This window comes from Plantactinospora sp. CNZ320 (genome assembly GCF_002846275.1).
Genome location: NZ_PJMP01000001.1, coordinates 1,743,392 through 1,761,988, shown reverse-complemented (window position 1 = coordinate 1,761,988; position 18,597 = coordinate 1,743,392). Strand labels below are relative to the sequence as shown.

The following is an 18,597-nucleotide window of genomic DNA, read 5'->3' as shown; positions in this document are numbered from 1 at the left end:
TCCGATCGCGCCTACCGTTCCAGTCATGACCTACAACATCGCGCTTGGCGCCATGCTCTTCGGCACCGTCCAGGACGAGCGGCGTTCCTTCGAGCTCCTGGACCACTTCGTCGAGGCCGGCGGCACCTGGATCGACACGGCGAACTGCTACGCCTTCTGGGCCGACCCCAGCGGGTACGGCGGGCAGAGCGAGGAACTGCTCGGGCGCTGGCTGGCCCGGCGCCCTGGGGTACGCGACCGGATCAAGATCAGCACGAAGGTGGGTTGCGAGCCCACCGTGGCCGGCCGGTTCCCGGAGACCGCGGAGGGCCTGTCGGCGTCGGCGATCAAGAACGGTATCGACGGCAGCCTCCGCCGGCTCGGAGTGGACCACGTCGACCTCTACTGGGCACACATGGAGGACCGCCGTACCCCGTTGGCGGAGACGGTCGCCGCCTTCGACGAACTCGTCTCCGCCGGTACGGTCGGCGCGCTCGGCTGCTCCAACCACGCGATCTGGCGGGTGGAGCGGGCCCGGGAGATCGCCCGGTCGAACGGGATGACCGGGTTCACGGCGGTGCAGCAGCAGCTCAGCTACCTCAAGCCACGCCCCGGGACCCGACCGAGCGTGGTGCACCGGTTCGGTGCGGTGAGCGACGAGGTGGTCGACTACCTGGAGTCACACCCCGAGATGTCGCTCTGGGCGTACACGCCGTTGCTCGGCGGCCAGTACACCCGGGCGGACAAGCCGCTGCCGCCGGAGTACGAGCACCCGGGCACCGAGCGCCGGCTCGCGGTACTGGACGAGATCGCCGCCGAGACCGGCTCCACCCGCAACCACGTCGTACTCGCCTGGCTGACCGGTGGGAACCCGGCCGCCACCCCGATCGTCGGGGTGAGCACCGTCGAGCAGTTGCGGGAGGCGCTGGCCGGAGTGGCCCTGGTGCTCACCCCCGAACAGCGGGCCCGGCTCGACGCCGCCGCCTGACCGGGCTGCCTGGCCCGGTGCATCGGGGGCGGGCCCAGGCCCTGGCTCGGCGGATCGGGGGCGGGCTCAGGCGCGCGGCACCGGATGCCAACCGGGTCCGGATGGCCACCTCGACGGTGACCATCCGGACCCGGTGTCCAGCGGCCGCGCCGCGCCCGACGAGGCGCGACGGATCACGAGAGCCCGGCCGGGCTCGGTCACCCCGTCGTCGGTCGACCGTCGCCGTCCTGCTCGCCCGGGTCGGCGGGTGGGATGGGAAAGTTGCGGTCGAAGACGTTGTCGGGGTCGTAGGCCGCCTTCACGGCACGCAGCCGGCCGAGGGTGGGCTCGGGAAACGCGTCCAGCAGCCGCTCGGGTGCGGTGTCCACCTCGAAGCTGAGGTACATGCCGTCGAGGTGCGGGTAGAGCTCGGCCCAGAGCCGGTCGAGCCGCGACCGCCGCTGCGGGATGGTGGCGGCCAGCACCGAGAAGTTCTGCGTCCGGTGTGGATAGGCGGTCTCGTCCCGGCCCACGTCGTTCACGGCGCCACCGACCGAGCGGAGTTGCATCACGAGTACGTCGCCGGAACGGATCATCCCCGCCATCGCGCTCGCCGCCGCCGGGGTGACGTGGTGCAGCAGCCCGCTGTGGCTGTCCACCAGTCCCTGGCCCCGGTGCTGGTTTCCGGGCGGGGTGACGATCGCCGGATAGGGGAGCAGTTGGGCCTGCTGGTCGAGGACGGGTCCGATCTCCAGGAACGGGCTCAGCGCGGCCTCGGCCGCCCCGACGTCGTCACCGGCGTAGACCAGCGTGACCTGGGCCATCGGCGGGGCGCCGCGCCGGGCCGGGAAGAGGGAGAGGAAGCTGGTGATCTCCCGGGGGGACCGCTCGACCAGCCCGCCCCAGCGTTGGAGCAGCTCGGCGGGTTCCGAGGCGTCCAGCACGAGCTGGGCGTAGCCGACGTCGCCGACCTCGTACGCCTCCAGCTCCAGTGCGGTGACCACGCCGAAGTTGCCGCCGGCACCGCGTACCGCCCAGAAGAGGTCGGGGTGGTTGTCCCGGTCGACCCGGAGCTGTCGCCCGTCCGCGGTGACGATCTCGGCGGCGACGACGTGGTCGATGGTCAGCCCGTACCTCCGGACCAGGTAGCCGATCCCGCCGGTGGTGGCGAGGCCGCCGACGCCGACGTCACCGTAGTCGCCGGAGCTCATCGCCAGGCCGTACGGGGCGAGTGCCCGGGCGACGTGTCCCCAGCGGGCGCCCGGTTCCAGCCGGATCCGCCGGGTGGCCCGGTCGAGCACCTCGACCCGGTCCAGTTTCGACAGGTCGAGCACGATCCCACCGTCGTTCGTGGAGCGGCCACTGATGCCGTGCCCGCCGCTGCGTACCGAGATCGTCACGCCCTGCGAGCGGGCGTACCCGAGCGCCTGCACCACCTCGGCGGCGCTCTCCGGCCGGATCACCAGCGCCGGTGAGCCCTGCCGGCTGTAGGTGTGCCGGACCCGGTCGTAGTCCGGGTCGCCGGGTTCGACCGCCCGCCCGGCCAGTGCCGCCGGCAGCGCGTCGTAGTCGATGCCCCGGTGCCGCCTGGCCAGCGCCACGGCCGGCCGGACCGGTCCGGCCGCGGTGCCGTTCTTGCGCCGTTCCGTGGCGACCGCCTCGCGCAGCGCCGGTGCCACCTCCTGACCGAAGGTCTGGAGCAGGCGCGGGTCGTCCCGGCCGATCAGGAACGCGCTGAACCCCTCGTCGAGGACGAGTGGAAGCAGTTGGTCGACCCACTGCTCGGGCGGCCCCTGGAGGAAGCCGCGTCCGGTGCTGGAGAAGTCGACCCGCATGATGTTGAGCAGTCGGCGGATCTGCCGGGGATCGCGCCCGGCCGCCAGCGCCGCCTCGTCGATCAACCGGTTGGCGGTGACCCGGTCCGGGGTGTCCAGGTATTCCTGGGTCGGCAGCCAACCGTCGGCCTTCTGTCCGGTCAGCGCCAGCATCCGTGGCTTGTACGCACCCAGCCAGATCCCGATCTCGTGCGCCGGTGCGGGGCCGCGCCGCATTCCGGGTACCGGATAGTGCTCGCCGGGCAGCCGCAGCGGTCCCGCCGTCGTGGTGTCCCACACCCCGCGCAGTACGTCGATCGCCTCGCGCAGCGCCGCCACGCCCGGCCCGGCGCCGAGCCGGCGGCCGCCCATCCCCTCGATCGCGTCCCAGAACGCCCCGGCGCCCAGCCCGAGTTCGAACCGTCCCCCGGAGAGCAGGTCGAGGCTGGCGGCGGCCCGGGCCAGCACAGCCGGCGGGCGCAGCGGCAGGTTGAGTACGTTGGCCGAGACCCGGATCCGCTCGGTACGGGCGGCGACCCAGCTCAGCAGGGTCCAGGTGTCGAGGAACCCGGGGTTGTAGGGATGGTCCTGGAAGGTGGCCAGATCGAGTCCGGCCGACTCCGCCAGTCCGGCCAGCTCCACCACCCGCTCGGGCGCCTCCGCGCTGGGCGTGATGAACGCGCCGAAGAGCAGCTCATGGCCGTGATCAGGCATCGCTTACCTCCGCGCCCCCGTCGAGGAATCGACAGGAACTCTAGATGGAATATCTTCTGTCCTACAACTCATATTGTAAGCAGCGTATTCCGTGGGAGGCTGGGGTGAGCGGGGCGGCCGGAGGGGACGACACCGGGCAAACCACCCCGAAGCGTCGGTTCGGTGTGACACAGTCGTCGGAAGTCGGTACGGAACCTGCGGGAGGGCCGGGTGCAGACCAACATGACCGAGCGGCTGCTGGACGCGCTCAGGCAGGCCGCGGATGCGCACGAGGAGCACGAGAAACAGCTCGGCCGCAGCGACCCCGACTGGCCGCAGTGGTATGCCGAGCACATGACCCGGACCCTGACGGCGGACGGCTACGAGCTGTCCCGCACCCCGCTGTCGTAGGCGCCGGCCCGGCGTACGCCCACCGTCACCTCAGCACCAGCACGCCGTAGTAGTCGAGCCGGTCGACAGTCACCGCCAGGCGGCCCTGCCGGCAGGACCAGTCCGGCACCCGCGACCCGGCGAAGTCGGGGGAGACCAGCGTGATCCGCCGGGGACAGGACGGCAGGTCGACGCGTACGCCGACGCCGGTCTGCGGGACGATGCCCCGCTCGTAGTTGTGGTTGACCAGGTGCAGCGTCCGCGCCCCACTGCCGCGCTGCACCAGCAGGCTGGCCGCGACGTTGCCGGTGCCGACCCGTACCTGCTGCGCGGCGTGGTCGTTCTCGCGGTAGAGCGCCCGGTGCTCCCGGTAGAACCGGGTGTACGTCCGGAAGAAGTCCAGCATCCCGGACTGTTCCGCCGTCGGGCCGCCGACGGTGTCCCTGAGGTGGAAGGCCGGAAAGAGCCCGTTGGCGTACGCCTCGGCGCCGAAGATCTGCCAGTAGTCACGCTTCTGCGCGAGCGGCAGGTTCTGGTAGTTGGTCATCATGTCGTTGGGCCAGTCGATGAAGATCGCCGCCGGTACGCCACCGGCGATCTCGCGGTTCTTCTCCTTGAGATAGCGGTAGTTGGCCTGCAACGACTTGGCGCCGTTGAGCTGCCCGTCGACCACCGGCACGTAGTCGGCGCCCCGGAAGTCGGGGGTCTGCTCGTCGGGGTTCCACGGATACATCCCGACGCTGTTGAAGTCGACGTACGGCAGCAGCCCGTTCGAGCTGATCAGGAGCCGGCGGCCCGCGCTGTCCCGGGCGTACGCCCGCAGTTCGTCCACCATCTCCTTCCAGTACCGCCGCAGGTAGCTGGCGGTGAACGAGTGGTCGTCGGCGTACATCCGGTTGGGAGTGACCCGCCCCCACTCGGCGGCCAGCGGGTTGGCGGCGTTGAGCGGGTCGAGGTGCCAGCCGCCGGCCCGCAGGTGGTCGCGGTAGTTGAAGTTGCGGGTCAGGTCGTCGGCGGGTACGTCGGCACGGACGAGGTTGTCCTCGGTCATGCCGAACCGGGACCGCCAGTCGGCGGCGGTGAAGGTGGGGTACTTCGCCAGCAGGTAGCGGTTGAAGTCGGCGATCGTGTGGTCGTCGAAGCCCTCGTTGCCGTTGAAACCGTACTTCTGCCCGCCGCTGAAGCCGGCGTTCACCTCGTCGAGGTTGATCCCGTCCACCCCGCCGTCGATCTGGATCTTCGCCCAGTCGAGCAAGTAGCTCCGGTACCTCGGATTGAAGATGTTGCCCCGGCGGGCCGGCTCGGGGAAGCCGAACTCGTCGTGCGGCACCGGATTGTTCTCCGCGTCCCGGGTCGACATGTCGTCGAAGATCTCGGCGGTCGCGAAGTCCTGCGGGAAGATGACGCTTGCGGTCCCGCTGCCCATGAAGGTGATGCCTCGGGCGTGGTAGCGACGGATCTGGTCGAAGTTGTAGTCGGCCGCCTCGTCACCGTTCGTCGACCACTTGCCGATGGCCCGGATGGTGACGTCCGGGGCGAGCCGGTAGACCTGCGCGTCCTCCTCGTGCACGTCGGACTGGCTGAAGCCGAAGACCGCGAAGTCCGCCGCCCGGGGCGTCGGCGGTGCGGCGGCGGCGGGTGGCACCGGCGGCACCATCGCGAGTACGACGGCAGCCAGTGCCCAGCGGGTTGTTCCGGATCGCCGTCGCATCGGGTTCCTCCGGTGGCCATGCATTTCCCAGCGTCCCCGGCCGGCCGGGTGTGGCGCCGTGCACCGGCAGGGCACCGCGAGCATATGCCCGGAGGGTCAATATAGAAAGACGTCTATTGAGGGCAGTTCCCGCTGGTCCGGGTGACGGTGTACTCGGTGTCGTCGTGGGTGATGCCGGAAGGCTCACCGTCGAAGTACGCCTCGACCTTCTGCAAACCCCGCCGCTGTTCGTAGTGCAGGTGTGGGGCGCCGGAGTTGCCGGTGCTGCCGACCCGCCCGATCTGCTCGCCCTGCTCCACCCGCTGACCGACCTCGACCAGCGGCGGTTCGAGCAGGTGGAGGTACTGCGTCTCCCACCTGCCGCCGTGGTCGATCTTCACCCAGTAGCCGCCGCCCCGGCCGCGCGGACCGTCCGGGTTCTCCGGGGTACGGCCGCCGAGCGAACCGTTGATCCCGGCGACCGTGACCCGGCCCCCGTACGACGCCAGCACCGGCCGCCCCCACGCCTCGCCCTCGGTGGGGAAGAGGTCGACGTCGTAGTCGTCGTGCCCGGGATAGGTGCCGAGCTGCCACTGCTCGCCGCAGGCCACCGGCAGTTGGAAGAGTGGACGCGGCCCGGCCGGCCGCAGCAGCAGCACGGCGACCACGCCCGCCGCGAGCAGGGTCACGGCCGCCCCGATCGCGGTGAGGATCAGCAGCACTCTGCTGGTACGGCTACGTGGGCGGCGGCGGGCACGGCGTCTGGTCGGCTGGCCGTTCGTCACCGCCCCGAGGATGGCAGACGGCGCCAACCCGCCGGCCGGCGGGTACGCCCGCACCGGAGCACGAACCGGTGGCCGGCGCCGCACTGCGGGCGGGGTCATCGATCCACTTGTCCTGACGCCCTGGCATAACCTGTTGGTCCAGCGAGGTCGTTTCGGCGGGGTCCCGGTGGTTCCCCGCGTCGAGTTCGATCTTCGGTCGATCGGGCGGTATCGTTGCACGCCGCACCCCTGCTCATGTTTCCGGGACGCCGCCGACGGCACCCGTCCCGAGACGACGAGTGGATCCTCGGCACCCTGGGAGTCGCCTCGTGACCCTGCCACCGCCCGAGGCGACCGCCGACTGGTTCGGGACCGCCGCCGCAGCGCTGCCGGACGACGCCGAGCAGGCCATCCTGGTCGGCCGGATCTGGGATCCCGCCGTCGGTGGACCGTCGCCGGTGGTGGTCCGCGACGGTGACGTCTTCGACCTCAGCGCCGAGTTCGCCACCGTGCGGGACATCTGTGAGCTGCCGGAACCCGCCACCGTGGTCGCCGGGCTCGGTGGCCGGCGGGTCGGTGGCTTCGCGGAGCTGCTGGCCAACACGGGCCGGGCCGACCGGGACCGCGACCGGCCCTGGCTGTTGGCGCCGGTCGACCTCCAGGCGCTCAAGGCCGCCGGGGTGACCTTCGCGGTCTCGCTTGTCGAACGGGTCATCGAGGAGCGGGCTCGGGGCGACCTCGGGCGCGCGGCGGAGATCCGGGAGCGGCTGCTCGCCGAGGTGGGCACCGAGCTGGCGGACCTGACGCCGGGCTCCGAGGAGGCCGCGCGGCTGAAGGAACTGCTCGTCGCCGAGGGGGTCTGGAGCCAGTACCTCGAGGTGGGGATCGGACCGGACGCCGAGATCTTCACCAAGGGGCAGGTCCTCTCCGCCGTGGGTACCGCCGTGCCGGTAGGGGTACTCGCCGGGTCGACCTGGAACAACCCCGAGCCGGAGGTGGCGCTCCTGGTCGCGTCGAGTGGGCGGATCGTCGGGGCGACCCTCGGCAACGACGTGAACCTGCGGGACGTCGAGGGCAGGTCCGCGCTCCTGCTGCCCAAGGCCAAGGACAACAACGCGTCGTGTGCGCTCGGCCCGCTGGTCCGGCTCTTCGACGACCGGTTCGACCTGGATCGGGTACGCCGGATCGAGGTGGCCCTGGAGATCGAGGGGCCGGACGGCTTCCGTCTCGACGGCGTCTCGGAGATGTCGCGGATGTCGCGTGACCCGGCGGAGCTGGTAGGGCAGTTGCTCGGCCCGCACCACCACTATCCGGACGGCGCGGTACTGCTGCTCGGCACCATGTTCGCGCCGATCCAGGACCGGGACCGCCCGGGGGAGGGGTTCACGCACAAGGTCGACGACGTGGTCCGGATCAGCTCGGCGTCGCTCGGCACCCTGGTCAACCGGGTACGGCACAGCGAGGAGTGCGAGCCCTGGGACTTCGGGATCCGTGACCTGATGGGCAACCTGGCCGGGCGGGGACTGCTGTGAACCGGGCCGGGGCCCGGTGCGGTGGCTGGACGCCGCCACACCGGACCCCGGAAGGATCCCCGGGTACGGGAACTACCGGGCCGAGCAGGTGGGACTCATCCCCGTCCCGGTGCCCGACCCCTGGAACCCGAACTCGGTCGACTGGCCGGCGGCGATCGAGCCGTTGAAACTGACGTTCGTGAACTGCACCGCCCCGGTGTTCCCGCTGCGGTTGGCGTTCCAGACGTTCGTGACGCTGGCACCGGACGGCAGGGTCATCGAGACCGTCCAGCCGTTTACCGGCGCCGAGCCGGCCGTCACCCGGACCGTGGCGACGAATCCGCCCGTCCACTGGTTGAGCGACACCGTCGCCGAGCAGGCGCCGCTGACCGGCGGGGTCGTCGGCGGAGTTGTCGGCGGCGCGGTGGTGGGCGGGGTGGTGACCGGAGGCGTCGTCGGTCCACCGGTCGGCGGCGTGGTGGGCGTCGTACCGCCGTCGGTCAGGGTCGGCGTCTGCCAGTCCCGCCACTCGGCCAGGTTGCCCGCCTTCCGGCTGGAGATCCGCATCGTGCCGGCGGCGTTGCCCGTCTTCAGCAGGAACTTCTGCAGGTTCTGCTGGAGCGGGGTACGCCACTCGGACCGGACAGCACAGTGGGTGCCGTCCTGGACGTCGGACCAGTAGGTGATGTTGTCGCCCGCACCGAGTGCCTTGTAGACCTCGGCACCGCCCAGCGCCGCCACGCTGCCGGACCGGGCGCCCAGCCAGTCGACGTGCGGGTTGTCCATGATGAACAGGCCGCGCGGGGCCACCATGCCGACCATCTGGTGGGTGTCGACCGGCAGGCTGCTCGGGTTGCCGGTGAAGGAGCTGAACGCGTCACCCAGCCACGGCTGCTCGCCGTACGCACTGCTCAGCGGCTGCGCCCCGCTCTCGGTGGCGATCGAGCGGAAGGCGCCGACGCCGCCGCTGCCGGACTCGATCGGCATGGTCAACGCGATGCGCTGGTCGAAGACGCCGATGGTGAAGGCGCCCTTGCCGTACCGGGAGCAGCCGGTGACACCCATCGCGTCGGCCCGGAGGATGTTGCCGCCGGAGGACTCGATCACGTCGATGATCCGGCTCACGCCCCAGGCCCAGGCCATCAGGATGCCGGTACTGCTGGAGGCGCCGTAGATGCTGTAGAAGGCGCCCTGCTTGTTGTTCCGGGGAGTGCCCTCCCGGCCCACCGCGAGGGGGTCGAAGCTGATGGTGGCGACCCCGGCGGACCGGATCGTGGAGGTGTCGGCGCCGAATCCGCCCACGACGATGACGGCCGGGAACGGGCCGGTACCGCTTGGCAGTTGGACCCCTGCCGAGAAGCTCGCGCTGCGACCCTGGTCCGACACGTTCACCGTGATGCTGGAGTTCGACACCGTCCCGGTGACGGTGGCCGGCTTCGCCGGCTTCTGGCCATAGACGTGCCGCTCCGCCAGTTCCCTGGTCTCGGCCCGCAGGCAACGCCAGTCGGCCTTGCTGGTGATCCGGGTACCGTTCATCTTCCGGAACGGGTCGGGAAGCCTGGAGCTGGAGGTCGAGGAGCCGGAGCCGGGTACCGGGCAGTCGGCACCCTCGTCTTCGACGCTCGATGCGGTCGCGCCGACGTCGGCGGCGGCTTCGGCGCTGGTTGTCGTTCTCGCTACTACAGTTACCGTTCCGACGACCGCGAGCGCTGCTACCGCCAGCGTGACGACCGTCGAACGGATCGTAGAGCAGCCCGAGTTGGTGGCCACCAGGGCTCTCCTTCCGAGGTGGGGGTGGTGGATGCGGCGGCAAGTGATCGATGATCACCGATGCCAACCTGATAAGTTTCAGGCAGGGCGGTGAAACATGTCAATGTCACAGCCGGTGCCCGCCGCTGCCTCGCCGTCCGCCTTGGAGCCGCTGCCACCCACTTCTGAGGGACGAGCACGGCGAAGGCGCCGCGCAGGGCGGCGCCTCGTGCCAACCACCAGCGACGACAGCCGCCGGCCTGCCAGGTGTTACCGGTACGCGTGCCGGCGTCGCCGGCCGGAGCGGATGTCGCGCCTGTCGCCCCGGAGGAACGCGCCGCCATCCGGGGCCGGAACCCTCACACTGTCCGCTCAGTGCACCGCGTCGGGGTGCCCGGTCGTCGCCGCACCGCCACCGCTACCGCCGGACGCCCCGCCGGCCATCCCCGAGTTGTCGTCCTCGGTGACGATGTCCGGTCTCTCGTCGGTGTCCGACGGCGCCGGGACCTCCGTGTCGGCGACCACCTGAGTCAGGCTGGCCTGGCCGTCCTCGTCCTCGGCGCGCTCCGGATCGACCGGCTGCTCACCCTGACGCGCCCGGTATCCCATGACCGTCCTCCCGACTGCGCTCCCGGACGCGGCGGTCGCCCGCCGCTGCCCACCGAGGGCACGTCCGCGCGCTGCGCATACCCACGTCAGACCCGGAGTCACCCACCGGCCCCCGAAGTGCCGGGTCGACCATCCCGGGAGGGCCGGCGAAAGGGACATCCGCGCATCGACGGAGACAACGGCACATCGACGGGACAACGGTCGCTCGCCGGGTGGAGCCATCTGACAGCCGGCCGGCGGTGTGCTCAGGCCGGCGGTGCGCTCAGGCCAGCAGCGCCGGTCTCATCTCCGCGCCGAGGTTGATCGCGCTGACCACCCGGTGGCCGGTGGGGTCGTAGACGTCGATGTTGTTGTTGCGCCGCATCAGCTCCCGCGCCGGGGGCGGCAGCCGGGGCGGGTCGTCCATCGCCGCGCGGACCTGCCGGGCGGTCGAGATCAGCCGGTTGGCCAGGGCGGCGGCGTCGACGTCCGCCCGGACGCGGCCGTACTCCCAGCCGGCGGCGGTGAGGTCGAGTACCTCGAACACGTGCCGCAGCAGCGGGCTCGGGTCGGTCATTCGCACCAGCCGGGGTGCCCGGGCACCGACCACCGCCACCGCCCCGGCCACCTGGGCGTACGGGTGGAAGTCGCACTGCAGCGTCAGCAGCGGCCAGCGCAGGTGCGGCCCCGCCTCCCGCCACAGCGGCCGGTAGTTCCGCCGGTCGACAACGAGCCGGCGCCCGGTACGCCGGTAGAGCTCGGTCGCCTGGGCGAAAAGATCCGCGTGGGCCGCGTCGGCGAACTCCCGGAGCACCCTGGTCGCCACGACCAGCCCGTCGTCACCATCAAGTAACCGGGTGACCGCCTCGGCCTGGTCGGCGAACCGGACCTGCCCGACGGCACCGAACCGGTGCCGGAGATCCTGGAGAAGGGCCTCCTGCCGGGCCGGATCGTGCTGGATCTGCCTGCGACCCAGCAGGCGCTGGAACCACCGCATGTCGTCTCGTTTCAGCAGCCGACTGACGAACGCGGCAATGCTACAAGGTGTCGGCGGCGGAAGCGGACACCACCACGACACCGGTTCGGCGGTTCGGCGAAGACCGGTTCCGCGTCAGCCCCGCTGTCCCTCGTGGGAACGGCGGGGCCTCCTTGGCGCTGGATCCCAGGCGCACCACGGCAATCCCGCGATCCTACCGGTGATCCAGCCCTGACGATCTTCCCGGTGGGCGGCCCGGAACGCCGGCGATGTGTACCGTCTCCGTCGTGCTGGACGGACTCGACCGGGTGCCGTGGGCGGAGCTGACGCACGCGTACGGCCGCGCCGGTGACGTACCCGACCTGATCCGCGAGATCGGCGGTCCCGACGAGGAGGACGCGCTGCACGCGCTCTACGAGCTGCGCGCCCGCATCCTGCACCAGGGCGGCGTCTGTGCGGCGACCGCCCCGGCGGTGCCGTTCCTGGCCGCTCTGCTGGACGACCCGGCCACCACCGATCCGGGCGGCATCGCGCACCTGCTCGGCGACATGGCGAACGTCGTCGACCCGGACGATCCGGTGCTGGCCGCCCTCCGCCGTACGGTCACCGCCGAGGTCGACCGGCTGCTTCCGCTGCTGGCCGCCGCCGACCCGTGGTGCCGGCTGGCCGCCGCCTTCGCCCTGGGACAGTGCCCGGGGCGGGCCGGCGACATCCTGGCGGCACTGCGCCAGCGGTGGCGGGTCGAGACCGACGATCAGGTACGCGGCGCACTCGTCATCGCGGCCGCCGCCCTCGACCCGGGCACCACCCTGCTCACCGAGGCGCTCGCGGAGAGCCAGCCGGGGACCGTACGCGCCGCGGCTGCGCTGGCCGCGGCCCGGGCACCGGCACCGTGGCCGGGTGACGTGGCAGTCGCGGCGGTACGGGCCGGCTGGGCCGACGGGGACAGCTGGCTCGACCGCGCCGGCAGCGAGTACGGCGTCGAGATCGGACCGTACCTGTGGAACTGGGACCCGATCGAGGACCTGCTCGACCATCTCACCCCGGCCGACCAGCCCGCCGTGGTCGCCGCACTGCTCGGCTCGACCGATCCGGCGGTACGCGCGAAGGCGGTCGACTGTGGCGGCGAGCTCGTCGACCGGTACCCGTCGATGCGCCGGTCGATGGCGCTGGTGCTCGCGTCCGCGCTCGACGACCCCGACCCGCAGGTCCGGGCGGCGGCGGTACGCGGGCTGCACCGGGCCGACCCGGCCGCCGCCTCCGTCGCGGCCGACCGACCTTTGCCGACCTCGGACGGCAATCTCAAGTAATCCTCAAGATCCGGTTCTGCTCGCCCGTCGATGCGAAAAATGCGCATACGCTCACCGCACCCAGCCCGTCCACCGGCCGTACCACGCTTCTCGGGTCGACGACCGTCGTCGTCACCAAGGACCGTCGTCGTGACCAGGGCTCGTCGCACCAGGGCTGACACGGCGAGCCCAGCACGACCGCGCGCAACGGGACAAGCAGCTTCTCCCACGCCCGGGCCGACCCGGCAGCGACCGCAGGCCGTAAACAGAAGGAGGGAGCATGCGACGCAGACGACTGCGCATCGCGCTCTTCGCGCTGCCCGCACTGGTGGGGACCGTCCTGATGGCTACCGCACCGGCGGGCGCGGATCCCACCGGGTCCGCCGGCACCACCGGGCGGTCCGCACTGGAGAACGAGGAGTCGGTGGGCCTGGTACGCATCCAGCTGACCGGCGCCGACATGCTGGACAGGGTGGTCGCCGCCGGCTTCGACCTCGAACACGGCCTCCGGCGCGTCCCGGCCGGCATCGAGGGTGAGGCGGTGCTGACCGCCCGGCAGGTCACCGAACTACGGGGAATGGGCGTCAGGATCCTCGGCGGCGAGGAGTCCTTCTCCTGGAGCGACGAGGCCGACGGCGGGTTCGCGGCCCTCGGCGCGCGGGCGGTCCAGCCGCAGACCCACGAGAAGACGGTACGGGTCGTCCGCGCCGACTGGTTCACCACCAAGGGCCAGGGCTTCCTCTACGTGGAGGCGCGGACCACCGAGGGGCAGCAGTCCGACCCGGTGGTGCAGATGCAGTTGGAGAACGACTCGGGCCGGGGTACGCCGTTCGGCTTCGCCCGCACGATGAGCCGGTTCGTGGACTCCGGGCAGTACATGTTCCACCGGAACCTGTTCAAGCTCGACGTACGGCCGAAGCAGATCCGGGTGACGAGCTCGACCGGCGGTGTCACCACGGGTGACGTCTCCGACTGGCTGGAGAACGCCCCGCCGCCGCTGACCGCGCGTCCCGGTTACAAGTCGAACTTCGTGGACGGTTACCGGCACCCGCAGCAGCTCTACCGCCGTGCCGAGGAGATCGCCCGGCAGTACCCGGACATCGCGGAGATCGTCTACCTGCCGAACAGGACCAACGGCTACCAGCGCAAGGCGCAGGCCACCATCGGCGGTACCGGGCAGGAGGCGGTGGTCGTCAGCTCGGCGGCCTGGGGCCACGAGGGCGGCAACGACGTGACCGTCGAGTTCGTCGAGCGGCCGGGCGCCAACCTCCCGCTCGGGGTCGAGGTCTCCGGCAAGGCGGTCCGGGTACTCCTCGCCAAGGACGCCTCCGGCGCGCTAGCGAGTACCGCGGCCGAGGTGGCGGCGGCGCTGGAGAGCGGGTCCCAGGGTCTCGTCGACCGGGCGCACCCGTACCGGACGAACGCCGGCACCGGAATCGTCGCGCCGACGGCTGGTCCGGTCGCGCTCACCGACTTCCTCGACCAGAAGCGTGCCGGCGCGCCGGAGGGTGAGGTGCCGCGTGGCCCGGCCACCATCCCGGTACTGCGGATCGGCAAGCACCGCGACGGCAAGAAGCCGGGCGTGCTGATCCAGGCCCAGGACCACGCCCGCGAGTGGGTACCGGCGACGACCACGCTGGAGACGGCCGAGCGGCTGGTGCACAACTACCGGACCGACCGGGAGACGAAGAAGATCGTCAACGACACCGACATCTTCCTCATCCTCTCCAACAACCCCGACGGGGCGAACTACAGCTTCTACAACTTCGCCTCGCAGCGCCGGAACCTGACGAACCACTGCCCGGACGAGAACGCCGATCCGGCCCAGCGGAACGCCTGGGGCGTCGACCTGAACCGCAACTACCGGGTCGGGTCGGGGCACGACGGCTACGCGGGCGGCTCGACCAACTGCGTCAGCAACAACTTCCAGGGGCCGGAGAAGCTCTCCGAGCCGGAGTCGAAGAACATCATCTGGCTGGTCGAGAAGTACTCGAACATCAAGTTCATGATGTCGGTGCACTCCAACGGCGGCCAGCTCTTCTGGCAGCCCGGCGCCTACATCGCGGACGGGCGGATCACCACGCCGCGCCCGCCGCTCGGTGACGAGGCGTTCTACTGGCAGTCGGCCGCCCGGATCCTGTCGCAGGTCAAGGCGCACCGGGAGACAGTCGTCACGCCGGAGAACGTCGGCGGGTCGTCGGACGTCCTCTACTCCTCGGCGGGCAACGTACGCGAGGACCTCTACCACACGTACGGGATCTACGCCTTCGGCTGGGAGGTCGGTGGCTCGGTCTACAACCCGGGTACCGGCAACTGGCAGGGCGGTTCGTTCCAGCCACCCTGGGCGGGCGACCCGAACCTGGTCAGCGGCCACGCCGAGACGATGGAGTACGCCAACGGGATCATGGAGATGTTCCGGATCGCGGCGGAGTGGGGCAACGACAAGCGGGATCCGACCTCCCGGCTCCTGCCCGGCGGTGGGACGTACCGCGACTCCGTCGACGTGCGCTTCGAGACCGACGAGCCGGCCACCATCTACTACACGACGGACGGCAGCCGCCCCACCCTGGAATCCCCCCGCTACGAGGCGACCGAGTTCCGTGAGCCGGGGCAGGTGTTCCACGTGACCGAGACAACCACGTTCCGCTGGTTCTCGGTCGATGCCGCCGGCAACATCGAGAACAACTACGACCCGACGAAGAACGACCGTCGGGAGAAGTACCGCACGGCGACGATCAGGATCGTCAAGCGGTAGTGCCGGATCCGGCCGTCGCCCCGTCAGTGCGGTCGCTGCACTGACGGGGCGACGGCCGAGCGGTTTCCGGCCCTGCCGGTCGGGTCAGCGCCGCCTGGTGGTGACGAACCCGAGAGCGATCATCCCCACACCGAGGAAGAAGTGCAGCCAGTTGTCGGCACCGTTGACCGGGACGAAGTTGGCGGCACTGTCGTGGCCGATGACCAGGCCGTACAGCCAGAGGACCAGGTAGACGGCGCCACCGCCGATCAGGTACAGCCGGGCCCGTTCGACGGTACGGGCCATCGCCAGGCCGACGACACCGAACAGCAGGTGCACGATGTTGTGCAGCGCGGAGACCTGGAAAACACCGAGCAGAAGCGCGTCGGACTCGTGTCCGGCGAAGGTCATGCTGCCGTAGTTGGTCGTGACGCCCGGGACGAAGCCCAGGACGCCGACGAGCAGAAAGACCGCGCTGACCGCGACCGCGGCCTTGCGAACGAGCGCGGTATCGTCCGCTGTCCGGCCGACCGGCTCGGATCTGCTGGCCATGATGTACCTCCATTTAAATAGTTAGCTGCATATTCTCCGGCTGGTGATCCGGCAAACCCGTAGCCGCTGACGGAGAATCACTTTTCAATCGTCCACTTCGTCCTCAGGCGTTGAAAGAACTTCACGACACAGCGAAGCGAGCCCTGTTCGCGCCTGCCGTGGTGGTGCCTGGCGCGGTCCACATCGCGGCGGCCGCAAAAAGCCTGGACGTCGTGTTTACCGGCAGGTCGCCAGGGTAGGGGGACCGAACTCGACCGCTGGAGGAGAATCGTGTTCAATCCCTTGGAGCACCAGGGCGTGCCACTGGACAGGCAAATTCGCAACTGGCGTGAGCTGAACGTCGAACCCATCGACCCGGAGGCGGTCGACCCGTACACCCGCTGTCGCATCATCACGATGAACGGCATCGAGGTCGAGGCGATCATGTTCCAGCACAATTTCGCGCGCAACTGCGCCGACCCGGAGGTACGACGCCAGCTCGCGTACGTGCGGTACATCGAGAACCAGCAGCAGCGGGTGGTGAACTGGCTGCTGCCCGGGGTGGCCAGCGTGCTGGAGACCACACTCGGTTACGAGCAGGTCGCGGTCGACCTCACCGCGTGGGTGGCCCGGCACGAGCCGGACCCCTACCTGAAGCAGGCGTACGAGTTCGGCGTCCTGGAGGACTTCGATCACCTCTACCGCTACGCCAACCTGTACGAGATGGTCGAGCGGCGCAAGGCGGAGAAGATCGTCGACGGGCTGACCGAGGTGATGCCGGGCCGGCCGACCGTGGCGGAGCACCGGCACCCCTTCGACGAGGTGCGCACGCCCTACGACAAGGACGCCGTCGACCCCCGTTCGAAGCTGAACGCGCTGACGATCCTCTCGGCCGAGCAGCAGGTGTTGATGTACTACATGAACGTCGGGCCGCAGTACATGGAGCCGATCGCCCGGCAGCTCTACCAGGAGATCAGCCTGATCGAGCAGGAGCACGTCACCCACTACGAGTCGCTGCTCGACCCGGGGGAGAACTGGTGGGAGCGGCTGCTCACCCACGAGTACAACGAGTGCTGGCTGTACTACTCCTTCATGGAGCAGGAGAGCGACCCGCGGATCAAGGCCATCTGGGAGCTTCACCTGCAGATGGAGCTGGCTCACCTGCAACAGGCGGCGAACCTGCTGCGGGTGCACGACGGCCGGGAGCCGGAGGAGGTCGTCGGCAGCACCGGGGTACCGGAGCCGCTCACCTTCGAACCGAACAAGGACTACCTGCGGCATCTGCTGGCCACCCAGATCGACGTGAACAAGCTCGGCGAGGGGTACGTGCGGGAGGCACACGAACGGTTCGAGTGGATGCAGCAGCAACTCCACGACGGCCAGAAGCCGCCGAGTGAGGAGGTCATCGACCTGCACCGGGAGAAGTTCGGCGACGAGTACCGGATCGAGACCGAGGGTCCGCACCCGGTCGAGTCCCTGCGCGCCCAGGAGGGGTCCCGCCGTGCCTGACCACAACGGTGCCGCCGCCGCAGGCTCGGCCCCGGCCACCCCGGGACCCGAACCCGACGTCGTAGACCTGCTGCTCGCCCAGCACGCCCGGATCGAGGAGTTGTTCCTCCTGGTGACCGGCGGCGAGGGCGAGACGCGGCGGGACGCCTTCGACGACCTGGTCATGCTGCTCGCCGTGCACGAGACGGCCGAGGAGGAGGTGATCCACCCGCTGGCCCGTACGCTGCCCGGCGGTGGCGCCGACGAGCGGGTCGACGACCGGCTGGCGGAGGAACGCCAGGCCAAGGAGATGCTCAAGGAACTCGTGAACGGCGGTGTGCAGGCGGACGGCTTCGACGAGGGGGTGCTGCTGCTGCGGGAGGCGGTGCTCAAGCACGCCCGCCACGAGGAGCGGTACGAGTTCCCGCTGCTGCGTCAGCACGTCCCGGCCTCCCGGCTGCGCCGGCTGGCCACCGCGCTCCAGGCGGCGGAGGCGGTCGCACCGACCCGGCCGCATCCCGGGGCCGAGTCGGCCACCGCCAACGCCACCCTGGGGTTGCCGCTGGCCGTCCTCGACCGGGTCCGCGACTCGCTCCGGCGCGCCGCGGACGGCAAGGACTGAGCCGCACAGGTACGCCACCCACCGGCGCGAGGAACGACGCGGTCGGCTCTCCGGGGTCGGCCGCGTCGCGCGTCCGTGGCCGTACGCAGGGTCGGCCGCCGTGCCCCGACAAGCAGGGTCGGCCGTCGGTGGCCCGGTGGGCAGCCGTCGGCTGGGCGTGGACCCTCCGGTAGCGGCCTCACCAGGCGAGGGTAGGGTGAGCGCTGGGTCAAGCCATGCGCCCGGATCGCTTCGTCGTGCCGCTCACCTTGCAACCAAGGCGGGCGGTTCTTGCGGATCACCGGAGGCGGCATGTCGGCTGAGCAGCGAGCACCCAGTTCCCGAAACAGCGGATCGGGGCTGGTGGCGGCTTCGCCCATTTCAGGCGGCGACGCAGATGCCTGAGACGAACCCGGACAGGTCGGCCAGCGCCCACCCGCCCGCGCCGGACCGGGCGGGGACGCGTCGGGACCGTTTCGACGCCCACCCGCTGATCGGCCAGGAAGCGCCGCTCGTCGTAACGTTGGATCCCGGTACCGCCGGGACACTCACCGTACGGGTGGCCGGGGATCTCGACCTCGACACCGTCGACCTGCTGAGCCGGACCCTCGACCAGGTGTCGGGGCACCGATTCACCAGCGTGGCGATCGACCTGTCCCAACTGCGGTTCTGCGACTCGTCCGGAATCAGGGCCCTGCTGATCGCCCACGCCGAGGCGGAGCGGCTCGGCCGCCGGATGTACGTGGTGAATCCCCGACCCTTCGTCCGGCGGGTGTTCGAGCTGACCGGAGTGGCGAGCCTGCTCGGCCTGCCGTCGGACCCTGGTGCCTGAC

15 protein-coding genes are annotated in these 18,597 nt (G+C 70.6%); 8 read left to right on the top strand and 7 right to left on the bottom strand.

All coding sequences use genetic code 11. The features are described from left to right. The first annotated feature begins 25 nt into the window (after window positions 1–25). Window positions 26–967, top strand: a complete 942-nt coding sequence (locus tag CLT71_RS07615) for an aldo/keto reductase (protein ID WP_101366488.1) — start codon at window positions 26–28, stop codon at window positions 965–967. A gap of 197 nt (window positions 968–1,164) precedes the next feature. Here CLT71_RS07615 and CLT71_RS07610 read toward each other — a convergent pair whose 3' ends face one another. After that, the gene (locus CLT71_RS07610) at window positions 1,165–3,474 is read right to left on the bottom strand and encodes an LLM class flavin-dependent oxidoreductase (protein ID WP_101366487.1); all 2,310 of its coding nucleotides are present in this window, start codon (window positions 3,472–3,474) and stop codon (window positions 1,165–1,167) included. A 210-nt stretch (window positions 3,475–3,684) separates the two neighbouring features. On the opposite strand from CLT71_RS07610, the gene CLT71_RS07605 reads away from it, so the two are divergent. Next, window positions 3,685–3,864, top strand: a complete 180-nt coding sequence (locus CLT71_RS07605; RefSeq protein ID WP_101366486.1) for a hypothetical protein — start codon at window positions 3,685–3,687, stop codon at window positions 3,862–3,864. 25 nt (window positions 3,865–3,889) lie between these two features. On the opposite strand, the gene CLT71_RS07600 is transcribed toward CLT71_RS07605, so the two are convergent. Both CLT71_RS07600 and CLT71_RS07595 read right to left on the bottom strand, forming a co-directional pair. Further along, window positions 3,890–5,554 (bottom strand): hypothetical protein, encoded by a 1,665-nt coding sequence (locus CLT71_RS07600; protein ID WP_143743400.1) that lies wholly within the window; start codon window positions 5,552–5,554, stop codon window positions 3,890–3,892. A 113-nt stretch (window positions 5,555–5,667) separates the two neighbouring features. After that, a complete protein-coding gene (locus tag CLT71_RS07595) occupies window positions 5,668–6,318 on the bottom strand; it encodes a M23 family metallopeptidase (protein ID WP_486483121.1) in 651 nt (216 codons plus the stop codon). 308 nt (window positions 6,319–6,626) lie between these two features. Here CLT71_RS07595 and CLT71_RS07590 point away from each other — a divergent pair, with 308 nt between their 5' ends. Continuing rightward, window positions 6,627–7,829, top strand: coding sequence for a fumarylacetoacetate hydrolase family protein (locus CLT71_RS07590; RefSeq protein WP_486483120.1), 1,203 nt, complete (start codon window positions 6,627–6,629; stop codon window positions 7,827–7,829). Between the two features lie 72 nt (window positions 7,830–7,901). On the opposite strand, the gene CLT71_RS37870 is transcribed toward CLT71_RS07590, so the two are convergent. The 3 genes from CLT71_RS37870 to CLT71_RS07570 form a co-directional block, all read right to left on the bottom strand. Next, complete coding sequence (locus tag CLT71_RS37870) at window positions 7,902–9,578, bottom strand: glucuronyl esterase domain-containing protein (RefSeq protein ID WP_486483119.1); 1,677 nt, start codon at window positions 9,576–9,578, stop codon at window positions 7,902–7,904. A 351-nt stretch (window positions 9,579–9,929) separates the two neighbouring features. Next, the gene (locus CLT71_RS07575) at window positions 9,930–10,166 is read right to left on the bottom strand and encodes a preprotein translocase YidC (RefSeq protein WP_101366482.1); all 237 of its coding nucleotides are present in this window, start codon (window positions 10,164–10,166) and stop codon (window positions 9,930–9,932) included. A 262-nt stretch (window positions 10,167–10,428) separates the two neighbouring features. Beyond that, window positions 10,429–11,142 (bottom strand): hypothetical protein, encoded by a 714-nt coding sequence (locus CLT71_RS07570; RefSeq protein WP_101366481.1) that lies wholly within the window; start codon window positions 11,140–11,142, stop codon window positions 10,429–10,431. A gap of 266 nt (window positions 11,143–11,408) precedes the next feature. On the opposite strand from CLT71_RS07570, the gene CLT71_RS07565 reads away from it, so the two are divergent. Further along, window positions 11,409–12,431, top strand: a complete 1,023-nt coding sequence (locus tag CLT71_RS07565) for a HEAT repeat domain-containing protein (RefSeq protein WP_143743399.1) — start codon at window positions 11,409–11,411, stop codon at window positions 12,429–12,431. 259 nt (window positions 12,432–12,690) lie between these two features. After that, window positions 12,691–15,165 (top strand): M14 family zinc carboxypeptidase, encoded by a 2,475-nt coding sequence (locus CLT71_RS07560; protein ID WP_101366479.1) that lies wholly within the window; start codon window positions 12,691–12,693, stop codon window positions 15,163–15,165. Between the two features lie 84 nt (window positions 15,166–15,249). Here CLT71_RS07560 and CLT71_RS07555 read toward each other — a convergent pair whose 3' ends face one another. Beyond that, on the bottom strand, window positions 15,250–15,696 hold the full coding sequence (locus CLT71_RS07555; RefSeq protein ID WP_101366478.1) for a DUF4383 domain-containing protein: 447 nt from the start codon (window positions 15,694–15,696) through the stop codon (window positions 15,250–15,252). Between the two features lie 270 nt (window positions 15,697–15,966). Between CLT71_RS07555 and CLT71_RS07550 the strand changes: the two genes are divergently transcribed. The 3 genes from CLT71_RS07550 (at window position 15,967) to CLT71_RS07540 (ending at window position 18,596) form a co-directional block, all read left to right on the top strand. Continuing rightward, complete coding sequence (locus CLT71_RS07550; RefSeq protein WP_199187544.1) at window positions 15,967–17,184, top strand: hypothetical protein; 1,218 nt, start codon at window positions 15,967–15,969, stop codon at window positions 17,182–17,184. Further along, window positions 17,177–17,785, top strand: a complete 609-nt coding sequence (locus CLT71_RS07545; protein ID WP_101366476.1) for a hemerythrin domain-containing protein — start codon at window positions 17,177–17,179, stop codon at window positions 17,783–17,785. The genes CLT71_RS07550 and CLT71_RS07545 overlap by 8 nt, the downstream gene beginning before the upstream one ends. A gap of 376 nt (window positions 17,786–18,161) precedes the next feature. Further along, window positions 18,162–18,596, top strand: a complete 435-nt coding sequence (locus CLT71_RS07540; RefSeq protein WP_101366475.1) for an STAS domain-containing protein — start codon at window positions 18,162–18,164, stop codon at window positions 18,594–18,596. Window position 18,597: the final 1 nt, after the last annotated feature.